Source organism: Alphaproteobacteria bacterium (genome assembly GCA_041396705.1).
Lineage (GTDB): Bacteria > Pseudomonadota > Alphaproteobacteria > CALKHQ01 > CALKHQ01 > CALKHQ01.
Map to the genome: position 1 here is coordinate 148,882 of JAWKYB010000013.1, position 22,679 is coordinate 171,560.

General features: G+C 70.7%; 22 protein-coding genes and 1 riboswitch. Of the genes, 17 read left to right on the top strand and 5 right to left on the bottom strand.

From position 1 onward, the window contains the following. Positions 1–211: 211 nt before the first annotated feature. Positions 212–715, bottom strand: coding sequence for a hypothetical protein (locus R3F55_18700; protein ID MEZ5669423.1), 504 nt, complete (start codon positions 713–715; stop codon positions 212–214). A gap of 63 nt (positions 716–778) precedes the next feature. Further along, a riboswitch (TPP riboswitch) is annotated at positions 779–875 on the top strand. A gap of 90 nt (positions 876–965) precedes the next feature. On the opposite strand from R3F55_18700, the gene R3F55_18705 reads away from it, so the two are divergent. The 3 genes from R3F55_18705 to R3F55_18715 are packed head-to-tail and all read left to right on the top strand — an operon-like array spanning position 966 to position 3,723. Continuing rightward, positions 966–2,096 (top strand): ABC transporter substrate-binding protein, encoded by a 1,131-nt coding sequence (locus R3F55_18705; GenBank protein ID MEZ5669424.1) that lies wholly within the window; start codon positions 966–968, stop codon positions 2,094–2,096. Positions 2,097–2,099: 3 nt separating this feature from the next. Continuing rightward, positions 2,100–2,972, top strand: a complete 873-nt coding sequence (locus R3F55_18710; protein ID MEZ5669425.1) for a branched-chain amino acid ABC transporter permease — start codon at positions 2,100–2,102, stop codon at positions 2,970–2,972. 7 nt (positions 2,973–2,979) lie between these two features. Next, a complete protein-coding gene (locus R3F55_18715) occupies positions 2,980–3,723 on the top strand; it encodes a branched-chain amino acid ABC transporter permease (protein ID MEZ5669426.1) in 744 nt (247 codons plus the stop codon). Positions 3,724–3,753: 30 nt separating this feature from the next. Here the strand turns inward: R3F55_18715 and R3F55_18720 are convergent, their stop codons facing one another. Next, positions 3,754–4,722 (bottom strand): hypothetical protein, encoded by a 969-nt coding sequence (locus tag R3F55_18720; protein MEZ5669427.1) that lies wholly within the window; start codon positions 4,720–4,722, stop codon positions 3,754–3,756. Position 4,723: 1 nt separating this feature from the next. Between R3F55_18720 and R3F55_18725 the strand changes: the two genes are divergently transcribed. From R3F55_18725 to R3F55_18750, 6 genes are all read left to right on the top strand, one after another. Continuing rightward, positions 4,724–5,431 (top strand): ABC transporter ATP-binding protein, encoded by a 708-nt coding sequence (locus tag R3F55_18725; GenBank protein MEZ5669428.1) that lies wholly within the window; start codon positions 4,724–4,726, stop codon positions 5,429–5,431. Positions 5,432–5,519: 88 nt separating this feature from the next. Next, positions 5,520–7,211: a peptide ABC transporter substrate-binding protein gene (locus R3F55_18730; GenBank protein MEZ5669429.1), complete on the top strand. Its 1,692-nt coding sequence runs from the start codon at positions 5,520–5,522 to the stop codon at positions 7,209–7,211. Between the two features lie 15 nt (positions 7,212–7,226). Then, on the top strand, positions 7,227–8,180 hold the full coding sequence (locus tag R3F55_18735; protein ID MEZ5669430.1) for an ABC transporter permease: 954 nt from the start codon (positions 7,227–7,229) through the stop codon (positions 8,178–8,180). A gap of 7 nt (positions 8,181–8,187) precedes the next feature. After that, the gene (locus tag R3F55_18740; GenBank protein ID MEZ5669431.1) at positions 8,188–9,114 is read left to right on the top strand and encodes an ABC transporter permease; all 927 of its coding nucleotides are present in this window, start codon (positions 8,188–8,190) and stop codon (positions 9,112–9,114) included. Between the two features lie 186 nt (positions 9,115–9,300). Continuing rightward, a complete protein-coding gene (locus tag R3F55_18745) occupies positions 9,301–10,845 on the top strand; it encodes an ATP-binding protein (protein MEZ5669432.1) in 1,545 nt (514 codons plus the stop codon). Between the two features lie 31 nt (positions 10,846–10,876). Further along, on the top strand, positions 10,877–12,742 hold the full coding sequence (locus tag R3F55_18750) for an EAL domain-containing protein (GenBank protein MEZ5669433.1): 1,866 nt from the start codon (positions 10,877–10,879) through the stop codon (positions 12,740–12,742). Positions 12,743–12,751: 9 nt separating this feature from the next. Here R3F55_18750 and R3F55_18755 read toward each other — a convergent pair whose 3' ends face one another. Continuing rightward, the gene (locus tag R3F55_18755) at positions 12,752–13,387 is read right to left on the bottom strand and encodes a ferric reductase-like transmembrane domain-containing protein (protein ID MEZ5669434.1); all 636 of its coding nucleotides are present in this window, start codon (positions 13,385–13,387) and stop codon (positions 12,752–12,754) included. A 191-nt stretch (positions 13,388–13,578) separates the two neighbouring features. On the opposite strand from R3F55_18755, the gene R3F55_18760 reads away from it, so the two are divergent. Next, the gene (locus R3F55_18760) at positions 13,579–14,301 is read left to right on the top strand and encodes a response regulator (GenBank protein MEZ5669435.1); all 723 of its coding nucleotides are present in this window, start codon (positions 13,579–13,581) and stop codon (positions 14,299–14,301) included. Then, the gene (locus R3F55_18765) at positions 14,298–15,689 is read left to right on the top strand and encodes a HAMP domain-containing sensor histidine kinase (GenBank protein ID MEZ5669436.1); all 1,392 of its coding nucleotides are present in this window, start codon (positions 14,298–14,300) and stop codon (positions 15,687–15,689) included. Before R3F55_18760 ends, R3F55_18765 begins: the two co-directional genes overlap by 4 nt. Here R3F55_18765 and R3F55_18770 read toward each other — a convergent pair. Further along, complete coding sequence (locus R3F55_18770) at positions 15,674–16,444, bottom strand: SDR family oxidoreductase (protein MEZ5669437.1); 771 nt, start codon at positions 16,442–16,444, stop codon at positions 15,674–15,676. The two genes, R3F55_18765 and R3F55_18770, sit on opposite strands and share 16 nt — an antisense overlap. Positions 16,445–16,579: 135 nt before the next feature. Here R3F55_18770 and R3F55_18775 point away from each other — a divergent pair, with 135 nt between their 5' ends. The 6 genes from R3F55_18775 (at position 16,580) to R3F55_18800 (ending at position 21,954) form a co-directional block, all read left to right on the top strand. Beyond that, the gene (locus R3F55_18775) at positions 16,580–17,542 is read left to right on the top strand and encodes a sugar-binding transcriptional regulator (protein ID MEZ5669438.1); all 963 of its coding nucleotides are present in this window, start codon (positions 16,580–16,582) and stop codon (positions 17,540–17,542) included. 131 nt (positions 17,543–17,673) lie between these two features. Further along, positions 17,674–19,074: an extracellular solute-binding protein gene (locus tag R3F55_18780; protein MEZ5669439.1), complete on the top strand. Its 1,401-nt coding sequence runs from the start codon at positions 17,674–17,676 to the stop codon at positions 19,072–19,074. A 114-nt stretch (positions 19,075–19,188) separates the two neighbouring features. Continuing rightward, positions 19,189–20,064, top strand: a complete 876-nt coding sequence (locus tag R3F55_18785) for a sugar ABC transporter permease (protein MEZ5669440.1) — start codon at positions 19,189–19,191, stop codon at positions 20,062–20,064. Positions 20,065–20,070: 6 nt separating this feature from the next. After that, positions 20,071–20,907, top strand: a complete 837-nt coding sequence (locus R3F55_18790) for a carbohydrate ABC transporter permease (GenBank protein ID MEZ5669441.1) — start codon at positions 20,071–20,073, stop codon at positions 20,905–20,907. A gap of 5 nt (positions 20,908–20,912) precedes the next feature. Next, positions 20,913–21,155, top strand: coding sequence for a DUF2160 family membrane protein (locus R3F55_18795; protein ID MEZ5669442.1), 243 nt, complete (start codon positions 20,913–20,915; stop codon positions 21,153–21,155). A gap of 28 nt (positions 21,156–21,183) precedes the next feature. Beyond that, entirely contained in the window at positions 21,184–21,954 is a 771-nt protein-coding gene (locus R3F55_18800; protein MEZ5669443.1) for an L-iditol 2-dehydrogenase, read from the top strand. A 29-nt stretch (positions 21,955–21,983) separates the two neighbouring features. On the opposite strand, the gene R3F55_18805 is transcribed toward R3F55_18800, so the two are convergent. Further along, entirely contained in the window at positions 21,984–22,667 is a 684-nt protein-coding gene (locus R3F55_18805; protein ID MEZ5669444.1) for an alpha/beta hydrolase, read from the bottom strand. Positions 22,668–22,679 lie beyond the last annotated feature (12 nt).

Consider the following 22,679-nt stretch of genomic DNA (forward strand, 5'->3'; position numbering starts at 1 on the left):
CGCATCGCCCTCGGCCTTGACCCGGTCGATGATCGGCTGCACCCGCGCGATGAACTCGCCGAGGTCCGCCTCAGACCGCACCAGCAGCGCCGCCCGCGCCGCCGCATCCATCGCCTCGAGGTCGTAGAAACTGATCGTCCGGTCCGCCATCGTCCGCCCCGTTGTTCGCGGGCCGAGTGCTAGCGCGTGAACGGGGCCGAGTCGAGGACGCTCAGCTGATCGGCGCGCTGCCGTCGCAGGCCGCGGCGTCCGCCGCCGTGAAGCCGAGGCGCAGCAGGCCGCGTTCCCCGCTGACATCGGTCACCCAGGTCGCGCAGATGCGGCTGAGGTCGGGCGCGATGGAGCCGTGGTGGCGGCCGTCGGTGACGAAGCCGCCGCGGCCGTCGCGCGGATTGGCCTCGAACAGCACGATCTTGCCGCCGGCGAGGCGGCCGAGCAGGTCGATGGTGGTACCGCTGGCCAGATATTGACCGGTACCGTTCAGCAGGATCACGCCGTCGATGCGACAGTCGGTGAAGGTGAACGCGACCGGGTCGCCCTGGGGCGCGCCGTCCCACTGGAAGGTGCCGACATAGGCCAGCGGCAGCGCGCCGCCGATCGCCTGCGCCTGCGCCGCGATTGCGGGATCGGCGGTCGTCCCCTCGCAGGCCTCGGCCGGCGCCGCCAGATGTGCGCCGCCCAACACCACCGCAACCACCGCCAGCCAGCGCCGCATCGCGCGCCCTCCTCCGCAACCGTCCTGCGCCATTTGACAGCGCCCCGAATCCGTCCACATTATGACGACGAGCTGGGGTGTCCGGCAGTGCCGGGCTGAGAGCAGACCCATCGAACCGGATCCGGGTAATGCCGGCGCAGGGAGCTTGTCGCGTGACGCACCGTCACCCAACCAACGCCTCCACGTTCATGCCCTCGGTCCGCGTCCGTCGCCCGGGTTGCCGCCAGCGCTGAACGGGAGGATCACGATCATGCTGTTCCGGCCGCTGTTGCCGGCCGCCGTGGCGGCCGCCGGCCTTGCCCATGCGACCGCCGCGCTGGCGGACGACATCTACGTCCCCGTGCTGGTGCCGATCACCGGCTTCCTGGCGCTGGAGGGGACCAGCCAGCGCAATGGCGCGGTGATGGCGCTGGACGAGGCGCCAGCGGACCTGGCGGTGCGCAGCGAGGTTACCGACACCAACGTCTCGCCGGAGCAGGCGGTGACGGCGATGGAGCGCGCCCTCGGCGAGGGCGAGCCGCTGGCCGTGGTCGCGCCGATGCTGGGCACGCAGATGCTGGCCCTGCTGCCGCTGGCAGCCGACTACGCCGTGCCGCTGGTCACGATCTCCGGCACCGCCGCCATCACCGAACAGGGCAATCCCTGGGTGTTCCGCTTCTTTCCCGGCGACGCCGTGGTCAAGGTCGCGCACGCCGACTATGCGGTCAACGCGATGGGCATGCGCGCGCCGGCGCTGATCTACCAGACCACCGCCTACGGCCAGAGCGGCTATGAGCAGCTGAAGACCAACCTGGCCGCGCTGGGCGTGACGCCGGTGCTCGAAGAGGGCCTGCCGGTCGATGCGCGCGAGATGCTGCCGGTGCTGAGCAAGGCGGTCGAGGCCGGCGCCGACGGGCTGATCCTGCACCTGCACGCCGGCTCCACCGCGCTGGTGATCAAGCAGGCCCGCGCGATGGGCCTCGACCTGCCGATCATCGCCGGATCGGCCATGCACCAGCCCGCGACCGCTGCCCTGCTGGAACCGGCCGAGCTGGCCGGGGTCTGCGCAGAGAGCGGGGCCGCGCCGAACGCCGACGACCGGCCGGCGGTGCAGGCCTGGGCCGAGGCCTATCGCGCCGAATTCGACACCGAGCCCGATGCCTATGCGCTGACCCAATACGATGCGGTGCGGATGGTGCTGGCCGGCGCGGCGGCCGGCGCGACCGACGCCGAATCGCTGCGCGCCTGGCTGACCGAGACGCCCTATGACGGGCTGGCGATGCGCTACAGCTACGCCGACGGCGGCAACATGGCCCACGACGCGGTGATCATCTGCTACGACGGCACCAGCCGCACGCCGGCGATCGTCAAGCGCTATGCGGTGCCGGCCGCCGGCGAATAGCCGATGACGCTGGCGCCGCTGCTGGCCAATGCCGCCGCGCTGGGCGCGGCCTACGCGCTGATGGCGATCGGCTTCGTGCTGGTGCTGAACGCGGTCGGCGCGGTCAACTTCGCCCATGGCGACTGGGTGGTGGCGGGCGGCTTCGCCACCGTGCTGGTCGCAGGCGTGCTGCCGTTGCCCGCCATCCTGCTGCTGCCGCTGGTGATCGTGGCGATGATGGCGCTGGGCCTGCTCTGCGGGCTGGTCGCCTACCTGCCGCTGCGCGACCGGCCGCCGACGGCGGTGTTCGTCTCCACCATTGCAGTCGGCATCGTCATCCAGCAGGGCCTGACCGCCGCTTTCGGCGCTGCGCCGCGGGCCACCCCGGCCCTGCTCGGCGAAGGCGCGGCGGCCCTGCCCTGGCTCGGCCTGTCCGGCCAGCAGGCGGCGACGCTGGCCGCGGCGGCGGTGCTGATCGGCGGGCTGGCCTGGCTGCTGGAACGCACCCGGCTCGGCCGCTGGCTGCGCGCCAGCGCGCAGGACCCGGAGATCGCGCGAAGCCTTGGCATCCCGGTCACCGCCATGACGCTCGCCAGCTTCGCCGCCGCGGCGGGGCTGGCCGGCGCGGCCGGGCTGATGACCGGGCATGAGCTGTTCCTGACGCCGACCGACGGCGGCCAGTTCATGCTGAAGGCCTATATCGCGGTCACCATCGGCGGCTGGGGCCGGATCGGCGGCGCGGCGGTCGGCGCGCTGGTGATCGCGGCGTTCGAGGTCGTTGGCGCCGCGCTGGTCTCCTATGTCTGGGCCGAGGCGGCGCTCTACGCCACCCTGCTGCTGGTGCTGGCGTTCAGGCCGCAGGGCCTGCTCGGCGAGGCGGCGCGGGTGCGGGCCTGAGGCGCCGATGCGGCTGCTGCCCCCGCTCCGCCCCAGCACGGCCATCGCCATGCTCGCCGTCGCCGCGATGCTGGCCTATGCGCTGACCGGCGCCGGGCCCTATGGCCTGCGCGTGCTGACCCTGGCCGGCGTCTGGGCACTGAACGTGGCCGGCTACCAGTTCATTTTCGGCCATGCCGGCGCGCTGTCGCTGGCGCAGGGCACCTTCTTCGGCATCGGCGCCTATGCCAGCGCGCTGGCCAGCCTGCACCTGGGCGCCGAGTTCGCGCTGACCATGCCGCTGGCGGTGGCGGCGGCGAGCCTGGTCGCCGCGGCGGTGGCGGTGCCGGTGCTGCGGCTGGAGACCCACTATCTGGCGCTGGCCACGCTCGGCATCAGCCAGGTCGCGCTGCTGGTCGCGGTCAACTGGGAGTCGGCGACCGGCGGCGCCAACGGCCTGCCGAACGTGCCCGGCATCGTGCTGTTCGGCGTCGCGCTCGGCCGCGGGCTGCCGACCTTCGTCGCGGTCTGGATCTGCGTCGGCGCCGGGCTGGCGATTGCGGGCCTGGTCCTGTCGCCCTGGCGCCGGCTGCGCTACGCGCTGCAGCGCGAGCGGCCGCTGGCGGCGGCGGCCGTCGGCATCGACCGTGCCAGCCTGCGCTTCGCCGCGCTGCTGCTCAGCGCCGCGTTCGGCGGGGCGGCCGGCGCGCTCTACGTCCACACCACCCGGGTGATCTCGCCCGACGCGCCGCCTTCTCGATCCTGGTGCTGACGCTGGCGATGACGGTGATCGGCGGCCGGCTCAGCCTCGCCGGCGGGCTGGTCGCCGCGCTGCTGCTGACCCACGTGCCCGAGTGGTTCCGGCTTCCTCGACCGGTACTACCTGTTGGCCTATGGCGCGGCGATGCTGGCGATCGTCGTGTTCGCGCCCGCCGGGCTCGCCGCCATGGTCGACCGCCTCGGGCGGCGCCACGGCGCGAGACACGGCGGCGCCGCCCAGCCCGCCGCCATCCGGGCCCAGCCACCGGCCGCGGCCGCAGGCGACGCACCGGCGCTCGCGATCGCCGGCCTGCGCAAGGGCTTCGGCGGCGTCGTCGCCGTCGACCTCGACCGGCTGGCGCTGCCGCCGGGGCAGGTCTGCGGATTGATCGGTCCGAACGGCTCCGGCAAGACCACGCTGCTGAACCTGGTCTGCGGGTTCGAGCGGCCCGACGCCGGCACGCTGGCGCTGTTCGGCGCCGACGCCACCCGCCTGCCGGCGCACCGGCGTGTCGCGTGCGGCCTCGCCCGCTGCTTCCAGCAGCCGATGTTGCTGGACGGCGACGACGTCATCGACAACGCCGCGCTCGGCGACGCCGGCGCCACCAGTCTGGCCGGCGCGCGCGCGGCGGCGGCCGCGGGCCTGCAAAGGTGCGGCATCGCGGGACTGGCCGCGACGCCAGTCGCCGCCCTCGCCTTCGGCCAGCGCCGGCTGGTCGAGATCGCGCGGGCGCTGGCCGGCCGGCCGCGGCTGGTGCTGCTCGACGAACCGGCGGCCGGCCTCGCCGACGACGACCGCGAACGGCTGACGGCACTGATCGAGGCAAGCCGCGGCGACGGCACCACCTGGCTGATCGTCGACCACAATGTCGACTACCTCGCCGGCCTGTGCGACCGGCTGGTCTGCCTGGACGCCGGCCGCAGGATCGCCGACGGCCCGCCGGACGCGGTGCTGGCCGACCCGGCGGTCCGGCAGGCCTATCTCGGCCTGCCGCCGGCGGCGAGGCGGCACCGTGACCGTGCCGGCGCTGGCGATCCGCGGCCTCGTCGTGCGCTACGGCGAGGCGCCGGCCGTCGACGGCCTCGACCTCGCGGTCGCGCCGGGCGAGGTGCTGGCCGTGCTCGGCCCCAATGGCGCCGGCAAGTCGACGCTGATCAAGGCGGCGATGGGACTGGTCGACGCCGCCGCCGGCAGCGTGCATGTCGCCGGCACCGACGTCAGCCGGCTGCCGGCGGAGCGGCGCGCCCGGGCCGGCCTCGGCTATGTGCCGGAAGGCCGGCGCATGTTTCCCGGCATGACCGTGCGCGACAACCTGCTGGCCGGCGCACGCGGCGGCCGCGCGGCGGTGGCGCAGCGGCTTGCCGGCGTCGAGGCGCTGCTGCCGGCGCTGGCCGAGAAGGCAGCCGCCCGCGCCTGGACCCTGTCCGGCGGCCAGCAGCAGATGGTGGCGATCGGCCGGGCGCTGATGACCGGCCCGCGGGTGCTGCTGCTCGACGAGCCCAGCCTCGGCCTGTCGCCGGCCCTGGTCGGCGACGTGATGCGCCATGTCGCCCGGATTGCCGCCGCCGGCACCGCCGTGCTGCTGGCCGAGCAGAACGCACGCGCCGCCCTCGCCGTCGCCGGGCGCGCCGTGCTGCTGCGGCGCGGCCGCATCGCCGAGTCGGCGCCGGCGGACGCCATGCGCGCCATGTTGGCCGGCCGCGGCCTCACGGGCGGTTGAGCCGCCGCTTCCGGCAAGCCGCTTGTCGGCGCCGATTTTGCGGCCCATGCTGCCGGTTTCCTGCTGGGCAACGGGCGAGGTGGGCGACATGAAGTGGCTTGGGTTGGGTGGCCTTGCGGCAATCGCGGCCGGCGCGCTGGCCGGCACCGCCGCGGCCGACGGCGACCGCGAGCTGGTCATCGGGGTCAGCCAGTACCCGTCCAACCTGAACCCGCTGACCGAGGCGCATGTGGTGCAGAGCTACATCCACGGCATGACGCGGCGGCCGTTCACCGCCTATGGCCCGGATTGGGAGGGCCACTGCTTCCTGTGCACCGCACTGCCCAGCGTCGCCGACGGCACCGCCGAGATCCGCGACATTCCGGCCGAGCTGGGCGGCGGCAGGGGCTGGGCGGCGACCTACACCATCGACCCGGCGGCGCAGTGGGCCGACGGCGTGCCGATCACCACCGAGGACGTGCTGTTCACCTGGGAGGTCGGCCGCCACCCGCAATCCGGCACGATCAATTTCGAGCTGTTCGCCAACGACATCGTCGCCATCGACGTGCGCGACGACAAGACCTTCACCATCCAGTGGGACAAGGTGTCGTGCGGCTTCGAGCTGATCAACAACTTCGAGCTTGTGCCCGCCCACCTGGAGCGCGCGCTGTTCGAGGCCGAGCCGTCGGCCTATGCCGAGCGCTCGCTGTACGAGACCGACCCGACCAACCCGGGGCTGTGGTTCGGGCCCTATGTGCTGTCGGACATCGAGTTCGGCGGCGAGATCACCATGACCCGCAACCCGCTGTGGTGGGGCGAACAGCCCTGGTTCGACACCATCCGGGTGCGGCCGATCGAGAGCACGCCGGCGCTGGAGGCCAATCTGCTGGCCGGCGAGATCGACATGATCGCCGGCGAGGACGGCATCTCGATCGATCAGGCCATCGCCTTCGAGGAGAATCACGGCGACGAATACGACGTGATCTTCAAGCCGGCGCTGTTCCACGAGCACATCGACCTCAATCTCGACAACCCGATCCTGGCCGACCTGCGCGTGCGCCAGGCGCTGATCCACGCGATCGACCGCCAGACCATCTCCGACCGCCTGTTCGCCGGTCATCAGCCGGTGTCGACCGGCCCGGTCAACCCGCAGGACTCGGTCTATTTCGACGGCGTGCCGACCTACGCATTCGACCCGGCGCGGGCGGCGCAGCTGCTGGACGAGGCCGGCTGGACGTTCCGGCCCGACGCCGACATCCGCACCAACGCCGCCGGCGAGCCGCTGGCCCTGACCATCATGACCACCGCCGGCAACGCCACCCGCGAGCTGGTCGAGCAGGTGCTGCAGAGCCAGTGGCGGCGCGCCGGCATCGACGTCACGGTGAAGAACGAGCCGGCCCGGGTGCTGTTCGGCGAGACGCTGGCGCGGCGCGACTTCGATGCGATGATCATGTTCGCCTGGCTGAGCTCGCCGGAGAACATCCCGCGCACCACCCTGCACTCCACCATGATCCCCACCGAGGCCAACAACTGGGCCGGCCAGAATTATCCCGGCTACGTCAGCGCCGAGATGGACGAGGTCATCGACGCGCTGGAGACCACCTGCGACGACCCGGAGAAGCAGGCGCTGTGGGACCGGCTGCAGACCGTCTACGCCACCGACCTGCCGGTGCTGCCGCTGTACTACCGCGCCCAGCCGTTCATCCTGCCGCTCTGGCTGGACGGGGTGACGCCGACCGGCCACATGGACCCGTCGACCCTGTATGTCGAGCACTGGCGTCGCAACGACGGCGGCCAGTAGCGCGGCAGCGCGCCCATGGGGGCATTCCTCGTCCGCCGCCTGTTCGGCCTGCTGCTGGTCAGCCTTGCCGTCTCGTTCGCCACCTACAGCCTGATCGGGCTGATGCCCGGCGACCCGATCGACGTGATGGTGCGCTCCGATCCCGAGCTGACCAGCGCCGATGCCGAGCGGCTGAAGGCCCGCTACGGCCTCGACCAGCCGCTGGTCACCCGCTACGTCAACTGGGCCGGCGACGTGCTCGGCGGCGACCTGGGCTACTCGCGCACCTACCGGGTGCCGGTCGGCGAGATCCTGCTGCCGCGCCTGGTCAACACGCTGATCCTGCTCGGCGCCGCCTTCGTGCTGTCGCTGGCGATCGCGATCCCCGCCGGCGTGCTGGTCGCCCAGCGCCCGCGCAGCGCCACCGACTATGGCGTCAACCTGTTCTGCTTCGCCGGCGTGTCGGTACCGCCGTTCTGGCTGGCGCTGCTGCTGATGTACGGCTTCTCGGTGGCGCTGAAATGGCTGCCGCCCGGCGGCGGCGGCTCGGTCGAGCGCGACGGCTTCTTCGGCTGGCTGAGCTACCAGGTGCTGCCGGTCACCGCGCTGACCGTGGCCAGCCTGGCCGTCTACATCCGCCACGTGCGCGCGGCGATGACCGAGGCGCTGGGCCAGGACTATGTCCGCACCGCGCGCGCCAAGGGCGCCTCCAACCGGCGCGTGGTCTACCGCCACGCCCTGCGCAACGCGATGATGCCGGTGGCGACCATCGTCGCGCTCGACTTCGGCACGCTGTTCTCCGGCGCGCTGGTCACCGAGCAGGTGTTCGCCTACCCCGGCATGGGCCGCACCATCTACGACGCGGTGTTCGCCAACGACTACAACCTGGCGCTGGCCGCGCTGATGCTGGCCACATTCGCCATCCTGATCGCCAACCTGCTGGCCGACCTCGCCTATGCGTGGCTCGACCCGCGTGTGACGCTGCGCTGAGGCCGCGATGAGCAGCGTCGCCTCGCATGTCCTGCATGCCCCGCAGCGCGCCGACGGCGCCTGGCGGCGCTTCGCGGGCCATTGGCCGGCGATGATCAGCCTGGTCGTGATCGTCCTGATGATCGCCAGCGCGGTACTGGCGCCCGCGGTCGCTGGCTGGCTGGGCATCGACCCCTATGCCGAGGACCTGTTCAACACCTACGGCCCGCCGACGGCCGACAACTGGCTGGGCACCGACGCCGCCGGCCGCGACGTGCTGGTGCGCCTGCTCCATGCCGGCCGGGTCTCGCTGCTGGTCGGTTTCGTCGGCGCCATCGTCGCCAGCCTGATCGGCACCGTTGTCGGGCTGGCAGCGGGCTACTATGGCGGGCGGATCGAAAGCGTGCTGATGCGGGTGACCGACGGCGTGATCGCGCTGCCGGTGCTGCCGCTGCTGATCATCCTGGCCGCCCTCGACCTCGGCAAGCTGGGGCTGTCGGCGGAATTCGCCCGGTCGGAGGCTGCGGCCATCTGGCGCATCGTGGTGATCGTCGCGCTGTTCGGCTGGACCACCGCCGCGCGGCTGGTGCGGGCCTCGGCGCTGAGCGTGCGCGAGCGGGAATTCGTGCGTGCCGCCAAGGCGTTGGGCGCCAGCGACCTGCGCATCGTCGCCACCCATATCCTGCCCAACATCCTGTCGCCGCTGATCGTGGCGACGACGCTGGCGGTCGGCGGCGTGATCCTGGTGGAGTCCGTGCTCAGCTACCTCGGACTCGGCATCAACCCGCCGACCCCGAGCTGGGGCGGGATGCTGAGCAACGCCGAAGAGACGATCGGGCGTTCGGTCGGCCTGGCGCTGTATCCGGGCCTGGCCATCTTCGTCACCGTGCTGGCGTTCAACTTCCTCGGCGACGGCCTGCAGGAGGCGCTGAACCCGCGCCGGACCCGCCGTTGAGGGTCGCAGAGCGGGTGCGTTCTACAACTTCGCGGCGCTGAAATTAACCGGCCTTTCATGCCCCCGCTGCTAGGCTTCAGGCATGGCGGAGAGAGTGAAGCTGCAGGTAGCGAAATGGACGGCGGACACGTCGGACAGATAGCCTCGGACGTCGTCGGGCGCGTCGCCAGCGTGTCGGGATCGCAGATGGTGATCCTGGTCACGGACCGCGGACGCTATGATGCCGAGGATCCGAATTCCGGCCTGCACGCCGGCCAGATCGTCAAGATTCCGGTTGCCCGCAACTGGGTGTTCGGCCTGGTCACTGCGGTCACCGAGCCCACCGCTTCCGTCGCTTCCGCGGACTCGCAGGTCTTTGCCGAGCTCGACCTTCTCGGCGAGGCGTCGCACACCGAATCCGGCGCCCGCTTCCAGCGCGGCGTGTCGCTGGTGCCGGCGGTCGGCGCGCCGGTCAGCGTCGCCGGCACCGACGACATCGCGACCGTCTACGCCAATGCCGGGCGCTCGACCGTCAGCATCGGCAAGGTCCACCACGACGACTCGATCCCGGCCACCGTCGCGCCCGACGACCTGCTCGGCAAGCATTTCGCGGTGCTGGGCGGAACCGGCACCGGCAAGTCCTGCGCCACCGCGCTGATCCTGCAGCGCATCCTGAAGCGCAACCCGAATGCGCACATCGTGCTGCTCGATCCGCACTGCGAATACGCGCCCGCCTTTTTCGGCATGGCCGAGGTGGTCGACAGCACCACGCTGGAACTGCCCTACTGGCTGTTCAGCCTGGAAGAGCTGGCCGCGGTCGTCCTGCGCACCGACAAGCCGCTGCGCGAGGCGCCGGCGGAGATCAACATCCTGACCACGCTGGTCGTCGCGGCCAAGCGCGCCTACCAGGCGCAGGGCCACGAGGAGCGCCGCCCGATCACGGTCGACACGCCGGTGCCCTATCGCATCACCGACCTGATGAAGCTGCTGGAAGAGGAGATGGGCCGGCTCGACAAGAGCGAGGCGCTGACTCCCTATCTGCGGCTCAAGTCGCGGCTGCAGGCGTTGCGCGAGGACGCGCGCTACAGTTTCATGTTCTCCGGCATCGCGCTGCGCGACAACCTCAGCGCAGTGCTGTCGCGCCTGTTCCGGGTGCCGGTCGACGGCAAGCCGATCACCATCGTCGATCTGTCCGGCCTGCCGTCGGACGTGCTCAGCGTCATCGTCTCCGTGCTCGGCCGCATCACCTTCGAGTTCGCGCTGTTCAGCAGCCAGTCGATCCCGATCCTGCTGGTCTGCGAGGAGGCCCACCGCTACCTGCCGGAGCAGGCCGGCGCCGGCTTCGAGCCGACCAAGCGCATCCTGGCGCAGATCGCCAAGGAGGGCCGCAAGTACGGCGTGTCGCTGTGCCTGGTCAGCCAGCGCCCGGCCGACCTGGCCGCCGGTGCGCTGTCGCAGTGCAGCACCGTGTTCGCCATGCGGTTGACCAGCAAGGCCGACCAGGACTTCGTGCAGGGCACCCTGCCCGACTGGAGCGGCGGCCTGATGGAGCTGCTGCCGGCCCTGCGCAACGGCGAGGCCATCGCCGTCGGCGAAGGCGTGTCGGTGCCCATGCGCCTGATGTTCGATTCGCTGCCGCCGGAGAGCCGGCCGCACAGCGCCACCGCCGTGTTCAGCGAACGCTGGCAGGAGGACGACATCACGCCAGAGTTCATCAAGTCGGTCATCGGTCGCTGGCGGGACGCGCGATGACGCCGAGCCTTCAGCGGGGCCGCTTGCCGCGATGAGATCCTGGCAGAAGCTGGCCGCCCGGCCGGACTCGGCGATGGGCCGTTTCCTGGTCCAGCGCGAGCATATCGGCGCGCGCCGCAACGCCGATCTGGCGGTGGCCAGCGCCGCGCGCGTGCGCGACGTCGAGGCGCTGATGGCGAGCGTGTTCGCCACCAGCCAGGACGGCATCCTCATCGTCGGCGCCGACAACCTGGTCGCGGTCGCCAACGCCGCCGCCGACGCCCTGATCGGCCGCCCATGGCTGGCCGCCGGCGACTGCCGGATCGAGCGGTTGATCCCGGACATCGACCTCGCCACCCGCGACGGCCGCTATCGCGAGGGCCTGCTGGCCCACGCCGACGGGCGAGCCCTGCCGATCGAATATGCGGTGACGTCGGTGTGCGGCGAGGACAGCACCAACCACGTCATCGTGCTGCGCGACATCAGCGAGCGGAAACGCCACGAAGGGACGCTGCGCCATCAGGCCACCCACGATCCGCTGACCGGCCTGCCGAACCGCACCCTGCTGACCGAGACGGTGGAGGCGCGGCTGGCCGCGGCGGACGGCGCCGGCAGCCGCTTCGCCCTGCTGCTGCTCGACCTCGACCGCTTCAAGGAGATCAACGACACCCTCGGCCACGACATCGGCGACGACCTCCTGTGCCGGCTGGCCGACCGGCTGCGGCTGCAGGACCCGCAGTTCGGCTTCGTCTCGCGGCTGGGCGGCGACGAGTTCGCCCTGCTGATCGACCCGGTTCCGGACCAGCAGACCGCGCAACAGGTCGCCGAGGCGCTGGCCGCGCGGATCGAAGAGCCCTTCATGCTGCGCGACCTGTCGCTCGGCGTCGAGGCCAGCATCGGCGTGGCGCTGTTTCCCGACCATGCCGGCTCGATGAAGGATCTGCTGCGCTGCGCCGATGTGGCGATGTACGAGGCCAAGCAGCGCCGTACCCGGTTCGCCACCTACGACAGCCATGTCGACCGCAACTCGATCCGCCACCTGACCCTGACCGGCGAGCTGAAGCGGGCGGTCGAGGACAACGAGATGCGGCTGGAATACCAGCCCAAGCTGTGCCTGGCCGGGTTCCGGCCGTTCACCGCCGAGGCGCTGCTGCGCTGGCACCACCCGACGCTGGGCAAGGTCTCGCCGACCGAGTTCATTCCGCAGGCGGAACAGACCGGCCTGATCGGGGCGCTGACCATCAACACGCTCGGCACCGCCATCCGGCAGATGGCGGACTGGGAGAAGCGCGGGCTGGCGATGTCGGTCGCCGTCAACCTGTCGGCGCAGGTGATCCACGACCGCAACCTGCCGAAGATGGTCGACGATCTGTTGTGCCAGCACGCGCTGGCGCCGGGCCGGCTGACCCTGGAGCTCACCGAGAGCGCCATCATGCACGACCCCGAGGGCGCGTTGCAGGTGGCGCACGAGGTGGCGGAGATCGGCGTGCGCCTGTCGATCGACGACTTCGGCACCGGCTACTCGTCGCTGGCCTACCTCAGCCGGCTGCCGGTGCGCGAGCTGAAGATCGACCGCTCGTTCGTGTCGCGCATGCTCGGCTCGCCGACCGACGCGACCATCGTGCGCTCGACCATCGACCTCGCCCACAGCCTGGGCATGGAGGTGGTCGGCGAGGGCATCGACCAGATCGAGATCCTGCACCGGCTGGTCGCGCTGGGCTGCGACTACGGCCAAGGCTTCCTGATCGCCCGCCCGACCGTGCCGACGGAACTGAGCCGCGTCGTGCTCGACGCGGTGCGGCGCGCGCACCGGGAATGGGGCATCGGCACCGGCGGCGACGCGCCGGACGTGCGCGCGCTGCAGGCGACCGCCGCCGCCGAGCTGATCCGCGCGGCCGCGGCGGCCGTCGGCGAATAACGCCGCCGTTCAGGCCGCCTGGCGCCGGCGGGGCCGCATGTAGCGATACCACAGCCGATAGCCGGTCAGCAGAACCAGCGGCGCGAAATGGACCAGCGCCGCCGTCGGGTTGCGCCACTCGTGCAGTGCCGCCCAGTGCAGCAGCGTCAGCACCGCAGCGGCATAGGTCCAGCGCTGCAGCGGCTTCCACCAGCGCCCCAGCTTGCGCATGGCGAAATCCATCGACGTGGCCGCCAGCGGCAGGAAGATCAGGAAGGCAAGCCAGCCGGTCCAGATGTAGAAGCGGGCCAGCTCGCCGACCACGCGATCGAGGTCGGCCTTGTCGACCAGATAGAACAGCGTGTGCAGGGCGGCATAGGCGAAGGCCGCCACGCCGAAATAGCGGCGGTTGCGGACCAGCCAGCGCGGCCCCCGCCAGCCGCGCAGCAGCAGCGCCAGCGGCGTCGCGATCATGGCGACGATCAGCAGGCGGGCCGACGTCTCCCCCGACGGATGGACCAGCCGGTGGAACACCCGCGCATCGTCCGATGCAATGGCATCGTTCAGCATCGGCAGGGCCGGCAGCGCCAGCAGCAGCCACAGCAGATAGGGCGATGTCGCATCGCCCAGACGCACGGCCCGCTGCCGCAAGGATGTCCGGTCCATCGTCGATCGATCCACGCGCATTGTTTCCGCCCGCCGCAAACCATAGCCGCCGGCTGTCGCAGATGTGTGCCGCAAGTCGCGCCGCGATGTAACCGACTGTCGCAACGCCGGCGCCAGCGACAGACGGTTACAATTGCGTCGCGGCGACGCGGCCGGCACTGCGGCTATGATCCGCGGCCAAAGGAGTGCCGATGACGCGAACGCCCCGAATCCTGGTCGTGGACGATCATCGCGAGATCCGCGACGCGCTGACCCGCTATCTGGAACGCAACGGCCTTGCCGCCGATGCGGCGGAGAACGCGCAGGCGATGGACCGCAGGCTGGCCGCGGCCGAATACGACCTGGTCATCCTCGACGTGATGATGCCGGGCGAGGACGGCCTGTCGGTGTGCCGGCGGCTGCGCGTCACCTCCGACATGCCGGTGCTGATGCTGACCGCGCTCGGCGAGGAAACCGATCGCATCGTCGGCCTGGAGCTCGGCGCCGACGACTACATCGCCAAGCCGTTCAACCCGCGCGAGGTGCTGGCGCGGATCAAGGCGATCCTGCGCCGCACCGAGCGGCCGGAGCGGTCGGGCGGGACGCTGGGCGGACGCAGGCTGCGTTTCGACCGGTGGACCCTTGACGTGGACCGCCGGCTGCTCAGCGACGACGCCGGCACGCAGGTCGCGCTGACCACCGGCGAGTTCCGGCTGTTGACCGCATTGCTGGAGCGGCCGCGGCTGGTGCTGTCGCGAAACCGGCTGCTCGACCTCACCCAGGGCCGCGACGGCGGACCGTTCGACCGCGCGATCGACAACCAGGTCAGTCGCCTGCGCCGCAAGATCGAGCGCGACCCGACACAGCCCAGCATCATCGCCACGGTGCGCGGCGGCGGCTACTGCCTGGCCACCGACGTGACCGACGCGCAATGACCGCCCGCCGGGGTCTGCCGCGCGGCGCGCGCGCCCAGTTGATCCTGCTGCTGCTGGTCGCCTTGGCGCTCGCACAGCTTGGCGGCATCGCTGCTCTGCTCGACGAACGGGCGCGCGCCGTGCGCTTCGCGGCGGCGAAGGAAGCGGCGAGCCGTCTGGTCAACGTCGCCCGCGAACTGGACAGCACACCGGCGGCGACGGTCGCCACCGTCCTGCGCGCCGCGGAATCCCATGCGCTGCGGTTCAGCGTGGACGAACGGCCGCTGGCGTCGGCGCCGGATGCCGAGCCGCAGCCGCGACTGACCGACAGGATCGTCCACATCGTCGAAGCGCCGCCGCAGCGCGACCTGGGCATTGCGCTGCGCGCGCTCGACCCGCAACGGGACGGCCGGGCAGCGGACGACCGCCGCCGCGCGGCGGCGGAGGAACTGCTGGTCTCGGCGGCGCTGGCGGACGGCCGCTGGCTCAACGCCCGCTTCGTCCTCGACTTCCCGTCCCTGCAATGGGCGTGGCCGCTGGCCATCCTGGCCGTCACGGTGGCGCTGGTGGTCGCGGTCGTCTGGGTCTCGGTCGGGCGCATCGTGCGGCCGATGCGGGCGCTGGCCGCGGCCGCGGACCGGCTGGGCCGCAGCGACAAGCCGGCGCCGCTGCCGCTTTCGGGCCCGACCGAGCTGCGCGGTGCCACCGCCGCCTTCAACGCCATGGCCGACCGCCTGACCCGGCTGCTCGACGAGCGCGCGCGGATGCTGGCCGCGGTCGGCCACGACCTCCGCTCGCCGATCACCGCCATGCGCATCCGCCTGGAGATGATCGACGACGACGAGACCCGCACGCGCATCGCCAGCTGCCTCGACGAGATCCAGACGCTGGTCGAGGCAGCGCTGGCGCTGGCGCGCGGCGCCAGCGCCGAGGAGCCGCAGGCGGCGGTCGACCTGGGTGCCTTGCTGGACGAACTGGTGGCGGACCTGCGCGAGCGCGGCGCGCGGGCCAGCCTCGCGGTCGACGCCGAAGTCGTCGTCGACGCCCGGCCGACGGCGCTGAAGCAGGCGATCCGCAACGTTGCCGAGAACGCCTGCCGCTATGGCGCGGAAGCCCGCATCCGGCTCGAGTGTACCAGCGGCTTCGCGCGCATCGTGGTCGACGACAGCGGACCGGGCATTCCGGTCGAGGCGCGCCGGCAGGTGTTCGATCCGTTCGTCCGGCTGGAAGGTTCGCGCAGCCGCGATACCGGCGGCGCCGGCCTCGGCCTGGCCATCGCGCTTACCGTGGTGGAGTCGCACGGCGGCACCATCGCCATCGACGACGCCGACGGCGGCGGTACCCGCGTGATCATAACGCTGCCGGGTGCGCGGCCCGGCCCGGCGCAGCCGCGCTACCAGACGGTATAGCCGGCGTCGACCACCACCACGCTGCCGGTCATCAGCGACGACGCATCCGAGGCCAGGAACAGAACCACCGAGGCGATCTCCTCGGGCTGGCCGACGCGGGCCATCGGCGTCATCTCCAGCCACATCCTGTACCAGTCGGCGTTGTCCATGCCGCGCTTGGTCATGCTGGTCTCGATGTAGGTCGGCGCGATCGCATTGACCCGCACCCCGCGCGTCGCCCATTCGCCGGCCAGCGACTTGGTCAGCATGTGTACCGCCGCCTTCGACGCGTTGTAGTGCGCCTGCTCCTGCGGCTTGTTGGAGATGATGCCGGACATCGAGCCGATGTTGACGATGCTGCCCTTGCCGGCGGCCAGCATGTGGCGCCCGAACGCGCGGTTGCACCAGAACACGCCGTTCAGGTTGATGTCGATGACCTTCAGCCACTCTTCGTCGGTGGTCTCTTCGGCCCTGGTGTTGATGGCGATGCCGGCGTTGGCCAGCAGGATGTCGACGCGGCCGTGGCTGGCCATGATCCCGTCCGCCGCCGCGGTGACCATCTGCGGCTTGGTGACGTCGAGCGGCACGAACTGGGCGTCGTAGCCCTTCTTGCGCAGGCTGTCCGCGCCCGGCTCGCCGGTTGCCGGGTCGATCTCCGCGATGACGATCCGCGCGCCGCACTCCGCCATCGCCTCGGCGGACGCCAGCCCGATGCCGCGCCCGCCGCCGGTGACCACAGCCACCCGGCCGGTCAGGTCCGATTTCTCCCGATACAACGCCATCGTCTCCTTTGTAGCGGCTGCGCAGCGGCGCGGCCGTTGGCTGGCCAGGGTTTCGCAAAAAATGAGCAATTGCTCACTTTGTGCATTGGTGCTCATATTTCCGGACCGCGATGATGAAGGTTAGCGACGTTGGCCGCAACTCCCGATCGACAGCAGCTGAAGCTCGACCAGGCCGCCCGCGCCGCCTGGCTCTACTACGTTGCCGGCGACACCCAGGAGCAGATCGCCGACAAGCTGGGCATCTCAAGGCCGGCCGCCCAGCGGATGATCGCCTTCGCGGTCTCCGAGCGGCTGGTGCGGGTCGAGGTGACCCGGCCGATCGCCAGCTGCGCCGCGCTGGCGGAGACTCTGACCGCCCGGTTCGGCCTGCAGATCTGCGACGTGCAGCCGTCGGACCCGACCGACCCCGCTTCGATGACCCAGGGCGTGGCGCTGGCCGCGGCGTTGCGGCTGGAGGCGGAGATCGCCAATCCGGCCCCGGTGGTGATCGGGCTGACCACCGGGCGCGCGCTCAGAGCCATGGTTGAGCAGGTCACGCCGGCGAGCCGGCCGCAGCACCGGCTGGTCTCGCTGGTCGGCTCGATCGGCCGCGACGCTTCCGCCAACCGCTTCGAGGTGGTGATGCGGCTGGCCGACCGGCTGGGCTGCCGCTGCTATCCGCGGCCGATGCCGCTGGTCGCCGAGACCGAGGACGAGCGCAACCTCTATGCCGCCCAGCGCGCCCATCTGACGCTGAACGACCTGGCGGAGAAGGCACGGCTGTCGCTGGTCGGCATCAGCGACGTCAGCTGGGACGGGCCGTTGCACGTCGACGGCTTCCTGACCGACGAGGAGCTGAACGAGCTGAGCGAGCAGCAGGCGGTGGGCGAGATCGCCGGCTGGGCGTTCGATCGCGAGGGCCGGCTGATCGACGGCTCGTTCAATCGTCGCGTGCTCAGCGCGCCGCTGCGGCCCGGCCCGGGGCGCACCGTCGTCGCCATCGGCGGCGGCGCCCGCAAGGTGCAGCCGATCGCCGCGGCCCTGCGCGGCCGGCTGATCAGCGGGCTGATCACCGACGAAGACACCGCCGCCGCCGTGGTGGCCACGCTGTGAAATTCCCGGCTTGACTCCCGCAGGGCGAAGGCCGAGCATTTTTGCTCAGTGGCTGAGCAAATGATCTACGGCCACGGAAAGACCAAGGGAGGATTGAAACCGTGAGAACGCTCAGGCTGACGGCCGTCAGCATGGCTGCCGTCGTGATCAGCGCGCAGGCGATGGCGGACGATCAATGGTGGGCCGACGCGGCGGCGCCGTATCAGGGCGTCACGCTGCGCGGCGTGACCGAGGCGACCCCGCCGTCGAACTACATCGCCGACGTGCTGGCGCCGCAATTCGAAGAGCTGACCGGCATCGCGGTCGAGATCGAGACCACGTCCTGGGACCAGATGTACGACAAGGCCATCAAGGACATGGAGGCCGGCACCGGCATCTATGACATGGTCTACATCGAGCAGGACATCATCTACGCGTATCTGTCGCGCGACTTCCTGGTCGACATCACCCAGTCGCTGGCCGACAACGCCGCCCTGAAGGCCGCGACCTTCGACGAGGCGAACTTCACCACCTTCGCGAACTACTTCCGCGGCGACGGCGGCGACCTGTTCGGCGTGCCGATGGAAGCCTTCATCAAGCTCTATCTCTATCGGACCGACCTGTTCAACGACCCCGAGATCCGCGCCGCGTTCCAGGAGCGGACCGGACGCGAGCTCGCGCCGGCGACCACCCACGAGGAATATACCGAGATCGCCGAGTTCTTCACCGCGTGGGGCCAGGAGCACGGCATGGAGCTCTGGGGCTCGACCGCCCAGGCCCACACCGGCCATCCGGCATCGTGGTACGAGTTCTTCGAATCGGTCGCGCCCACCTTCGGCGTCTACAACTGGGGCATCAACGCCGACGCCAACTATGCCGCCACCGTCGCGAACGGCGGCACGATGAACAGCCCCGAGGCCAAGGAAGCGCTGCGCTGGTGGCTGCACCTGCGCGACATCGCGCCGCCGGAATCGCCGGCGTCGACCTGGACCGAGGTCGGCACCACCTTCGCCGCCGGTCGCGCCGCACAGGGCCTGGTCTACGGCGAGAATGCCGCCTGGATCGCGTCCGACGAGTCGAAGTCGCGCGTCGTCGGCAACGTCGGCGTCGCTCTGCCGCCGACCTCGCCCGGCGTGATGGAAGCGGCCGAAGCCGGCACCGGCTACATCGGCTACTACGACGGCGGCGCCTTCGGCATCCCGGTCACGTCGAACAACAAGGAAGCCGCGCTCCTGTTCCTGCAGTTCATCGGCCAGAACGAGGTGCAGCCGGGCTGGGCCGTCGCGGCGCCGCGGATCACCAACACCGCGACCTACGACGACCCGCAGGTGCAGGCGATGGACGAGACGCTGGGCGGCTACTACACCATGCTGCGCGACCAGGGCCGCCTGTTCGCCGGCGCCCCGGCCTATCCGTTCCACGCCCAGGTCCGCGAGGCGACCGCGCCGATCTTCTACCAGATCCTGACCGGCGAGGTCGGCCCCGACGAAGGTCTCGACCAGATGGCGGCGCGGGCCGAGGAAGAGCTGAAGCAGCTCGGCTACCGCCAGTAACGCCCGCCACCGCACCGACCGGCACCGAGGGGACCGCAGCAGCCGGTCCCCTCGGCACCTTCGGCTCGGGCGCCCCCGCATGCATCGGCCCGGCCGCGCCCCAAGGACAGCGCCGTGAAATCCAACAAGGTTGGCTGGCTCCTGCTCTCGCCCACGCTGATCCTGCTCGGCGTGTTCGGCGTGATTCCGTTCCTCTACGTCCTGTTCCTGGCGTTCCAGCAATGGAACCCGTTCGGCGCCAACCCGAACATGACATATGCCGGCGCCGACAACTTCCGCCGCCTCGTGTTCGACGACGAGTTCCTGTTCTCGGTCGTCGTGACCATGCAGTTCGTGGCGTTCGCGGTCGTCAGCGAGCTGGTGCTGGGCTACTTCCTGGCACAGGCGCTGCTGCGCGAGTTCCCGGGGCGCGGCTTCTTCCGCACAGTGCACACCCTGCCGCTGATCGTGGCGCCGATCGTGGTCGGATCGGTGTGGCGGCTGATGACCACGCCCAGCATCGGCATCATCCCGCACTTCCTGGACGAGTGGTTCGGCTACGACATGAACATCGGCCAGAGCGCCACGGCCGCCTTCGTCGTCACCGTGGTGATGGACATCTGGCACTGGACGCCGCTGGTCACGCTGTCGCTGATCGCGGCGCTGGTTTCGCTTCCGAAGGAACCGTTCGAGCAGGCCCAGATCGACGGCGCCAACAAGCGGCAGATCTTCTGGCACATCACCTTGCCGATGATCCGGCCGGCCATCCTCGCCACGCTGTTCATCCGGCTGATGGATGCGCTGCGCACGGTCGACGAGGTCTGGATGCTGACCGGCGGCGGCCCGGGCGCGGCGACGCGCTATGTCGGGCTGCACATCTGGCGGATCGTGTTCCCGAAGACCGACTACGGCTACGGCTCTGCCATCTCCATCATCGTGCTCTACCTCACCATCGTGATCTGCTGGCTGCTCTACGTCGCCCTGATCGCGCCGCGCAACACGAGGACCTGAGCCGCGATGCGATCGAAGCGACCCTGGATCTCGCTGCTGATCTGGCTGGCAATCAGCTTCGTCACGCTGTTCCCGATCTACTGGCTGTTCGTGATCTCGGTAAAGCCGGCGGTCGACCTGTTCACCACGCCGGAGGTGCTGCTCTCCACCTTCTACTGGGACAACTACGCCGAGGTGCTGACCGACGACACGCTGCGCCGCTACCTGTGGAACTCGATCATCATCTCCACCGGCAACGCGGTGCTCGTCACCACCCTGGGCTTCATGGCCTGCTATGCGCTGTCGCGCTACGACCTCGGCGGCAAGGAAAGCATCTTCTTCTGGACGATCACCAACCGGATGGCGCCGCCGGCCGTGTTCCTGCTGCCGTTCTTCCTGCTGCTGACCCAGGTGTTCAAGATCGGCACCTTCTCGCTGTACGACAGCCGCATCGGCATGATCCTGATCTACTGCACCTTCAACCTGCCCTTCGCGATCTGGACCCTGCGGCCGACGGTGGAGGCGATCCCGCGCGAGCTCGACGAGGCGGCCGTCGTCGACGGCGCCAGCACCTGGCACGTCATCACCAAGGTGGTGCTGCCGCTGGCCCGGCCCGGGCTGGCGGTCACCCTGATCCTGACCTGGGTGTTCGCCTGGAACGAGTTCCTGCTGGCCGCGACCCTGACCAGCTTCAACGCGCGCACGCTGACCACCGGGCTGTCGGAATATGTCACCACCACCGGCACCGAATGGGGGATCATGGCGGCGATCGCGGTGATCACACTGATCCCGGCGCTGATCGTATTCTCCGTGGTGCAGCGCCACATCGTCGCCGGCCTGACCTTCGGCGCGGTCAAGGAGTAGCGCCGATGGCCAGCGGCAGGAACGGAGCCGGCGCGGCCGGCGGACGGAACGGCGGGACGGGGAAGCGCACGAAGCGGCCGGGCTTCCTGCCGATCGTCACCAACTGGTTCGACCGCCTGTTCATCAGCGTCGTGCTGTTCGTCGCCATCCACCTGCTGTGGATGCGGTTCCTGGAGCAGGCGCTGTCCATCTACGTGGCGACCGCGCTTTCGGTCGCGCTTGGTGTATTGATCGTCAGCCGCGGCTGACGAGTCCGCAAAGGCCGGAGGAAAAGCCATGAAACTGCAGGGGAAGGTCGCGGTCGTCACCGGCGGGGCGCGCGGCATCGGGCGCGCCATCGCCGAGGGCTATGTCCGCGAGGGCGCCAGGGTCGCGGTCTGCGACGTGCTGGCCGACGTCGCAGCGGCGACGGCCAGGGAACTGGGGCCTGCCGCCCTGCCCGTCGCGCTCGACGTCACCGACATGGCCTCGATCGACGCCATGGTCGCCAAGGTGGTCGGCTGGGGCGGCCACATCGACATCCTGGTCAACGGCGCGGCGATCTTCGAGATGGAGCCGATCCTGGAGACCACCGAGGGCAGCTACGACCGGGTGATGGCGGTCAACGTCAAGGGCCTGCTGTTCACGCTGAAGGCGGTGGCGGCGCAGATGGTCAGCCAGGGCAGCGGCGGCAAGATCATCAACATCGCCTCGCAGGCCGGGCGGCGCGGCGAGCCGCTGGTCTCGGTCTACTGCGCCAGCAAGGCCGCGGTGGTCAGCATCACCCAGTCGGCCGGGCTGGCGCTGATCAAGCACGGCATCAACGTCAACGGCATCGCCCCGGGCGTGGTCGACACGCCGATGTGGGACGTTGTCGACAGTCTGTTCGCCAAGTACGAGGGCCGGCCGATCGGCGAGAAGAAGCGCCTGGTCGGCGAGGCGGTGCCCTATGGCCGCATGGGCCGGCCCGACGACCACACCGGCGCCGCCATCTTCCTGGCCTCGGCCGACAGCGACTATGTCGTCGCCCAGACCCTCAACGTCGACGGCGGCAACTGGATGAGCTGAGGCGACGCTTGCCGCCCCCGCGGCCCGGCTCAGCCGATCGCCAGCAGCAGGTCGCTCAGCAGGTCGGGTGCGCTCATGTTCGGGCTGTGGCCGGTGGCCAGTTCGTGGAAATCCCAGGCCGGGTCGTCGCGCAGCCGGTCGGCGAACGGCTTGAACGTGTCCGGCGGCGTCTTGACGGTGCAGTGGATGTAGCTGCGGGCGAAGGGCGGCCTCGCCGACGCCAGCCGGATCGGCTCGCTGAAGCAGGCCTCGGGCTGGTGGCGGTGGCGCGGCCCGCCCCAGGCGAGCATCGGTCCGGCGGTATCCGGCGGCGCCGGCATCGGCGGCACCAGCCAGCCGTCGACGATGTCGCCGGGCGGCCCGCCGGCGGCCAGGTCGCGCACCGACTGCCCGTCCGCCGGCACGAAGGCGTCGAGGAAGATCGCGCGGCGGATGCGCGCCGGCACCCGGTCGCCGACGCCTGCGGCGACCATGCCGCCATAGCTGTGGCCGACCAGGGTCACGCCTTCCAGGTCCTCGAATTCGATCAGGCTGACGATGTCCTCGATATGGGTGCCGAGGCCGACGGCGGGGCCGACCAGATGGGCGCGCTCGCCGAGCCCGGTATAGGACGGCGTGAACACCTCGTGCCCGGCGGCGGCGAGCCGGCGGCGCACCGCCTGCCACGACCAGCCGCCCGACCAGGCGCCGTGACAGATCACATAGATCGCCATCGATCCTCCCCG

Coding starts and splice junctions, on each gene's coding strand:
- R3F55_18700 (MEZ5669423.1), bottom strand. CDS start 715: ATGCGGCGCTGGCTGGCGGTGGTTGCGGTGGTGTTGGGCGGCGCACAT.
- R3F55_18705 (MEZ5669424.1), top strand. CDS start 966: ATGCTGTTCCGGCCGCTGTTGCCGGCCGCCGTGGCGGCCGCCGGCCTT.
- R3F55_18710 (MEZ5669425.1), top strand. CDS start 2,100: ATGACGCTGGCGCCGCTGCTGGCCAATGCCGCCGCGCTGGGCGCGGCC.
- R3F55_18715 (MEZ5669426.1), top strand. CDS start 2,980: ATGCGGCTGCTGCCCCCGCTCCGCCCCAGCACGGCCATCGCCATGCTC.
- R3F55_18730 (MEZ5669429.1), top strand. CDS start 5,520: ATGAAGTGGCTTGGGTTGGGTGGCCTTGCGGCAATCGCGGCCGGCGCG.
- R3F55_18735 (MEZ5669430.1), top strand. CDS start 7,227: ATGGGGGCATTCCTCGTCCGCCGCCTGTTCGGCCTGCTGCTGGTCAGC.
- R3F55_18740 (MEZ5669431.1), top strand. CDS start 8,188: ATGAGCAGCGTCGCCTCGCATGTCCTGCATGCCCCGCAGCGCGCCGAC.
- R3F55_18745 (MEZ5669432.1), top strand. CDS start 9,301: ATGGTGATCCTGGTCACGGACCGCGGACGCTATGATGCCGAGGATCCG.
- R3F55_18750 (MEZ5669433.1), top strand. CDS start 10,877: ATGAGATCCTGGCAGAAGCTGGCCGCCCGGCCGGACTCGGCGATGGGC.
- R3F55_18755 (MEZ5669434.1), bottom strand. CDS start 13,387: ATGGACCGGACATCCTTGCGGCAGCGGGCCGTGCGTCTGGGCGATGCG.
- R3F55_18760 (MEZ5669435.1), top strand. CDS start 13,579: ATGACGCGAACGCCCCGAATCCTGGTCGTGGACGATCATCGCGAGATC.
- R3F55_18765 (MEZ5669436.1), top strand. CDS start 14,298: ATGACCGCCCGCCGGGGTCTGCCGCGCGGCGCGCGCGCCCAGTTGATC.
- R3F55_18780 (MEZ5669439.1), top strand. CDS start 17,674: ATGGCTGCCGTCGTGATCAGCGCGCAGGCGATGGCGGACGATCAATGG.
- R3F55_18790 (MEZ5669441.1), top strand. CDS start 20,071: ATGCGATCGAAGCGACCCTGGATCTCGCTGCTGATCTGGCTGGCAATC.
- R3F55_18795 (MEZ5669442.1), top strand. CDS start 20,913: ATGGCCAGCGGCAGGAACGGAGCCGGCGCGGCCGGCGGACGGAACGGC.
- R3F55_18800 (MEZ5669443.1), top strand. CDS start 21,184: ATGAAACTGCAGGGGAAGGTCGCGGTCGTCACCGGCGGGGCGCGCGGC.
- R3F55_18805 (MEZ5669444.1), bottom strand. CDS start 22,667: ATGGCGATCTATGTGATCTGTCACGGCGCCTGGTCGGGCGGCTGGTCG.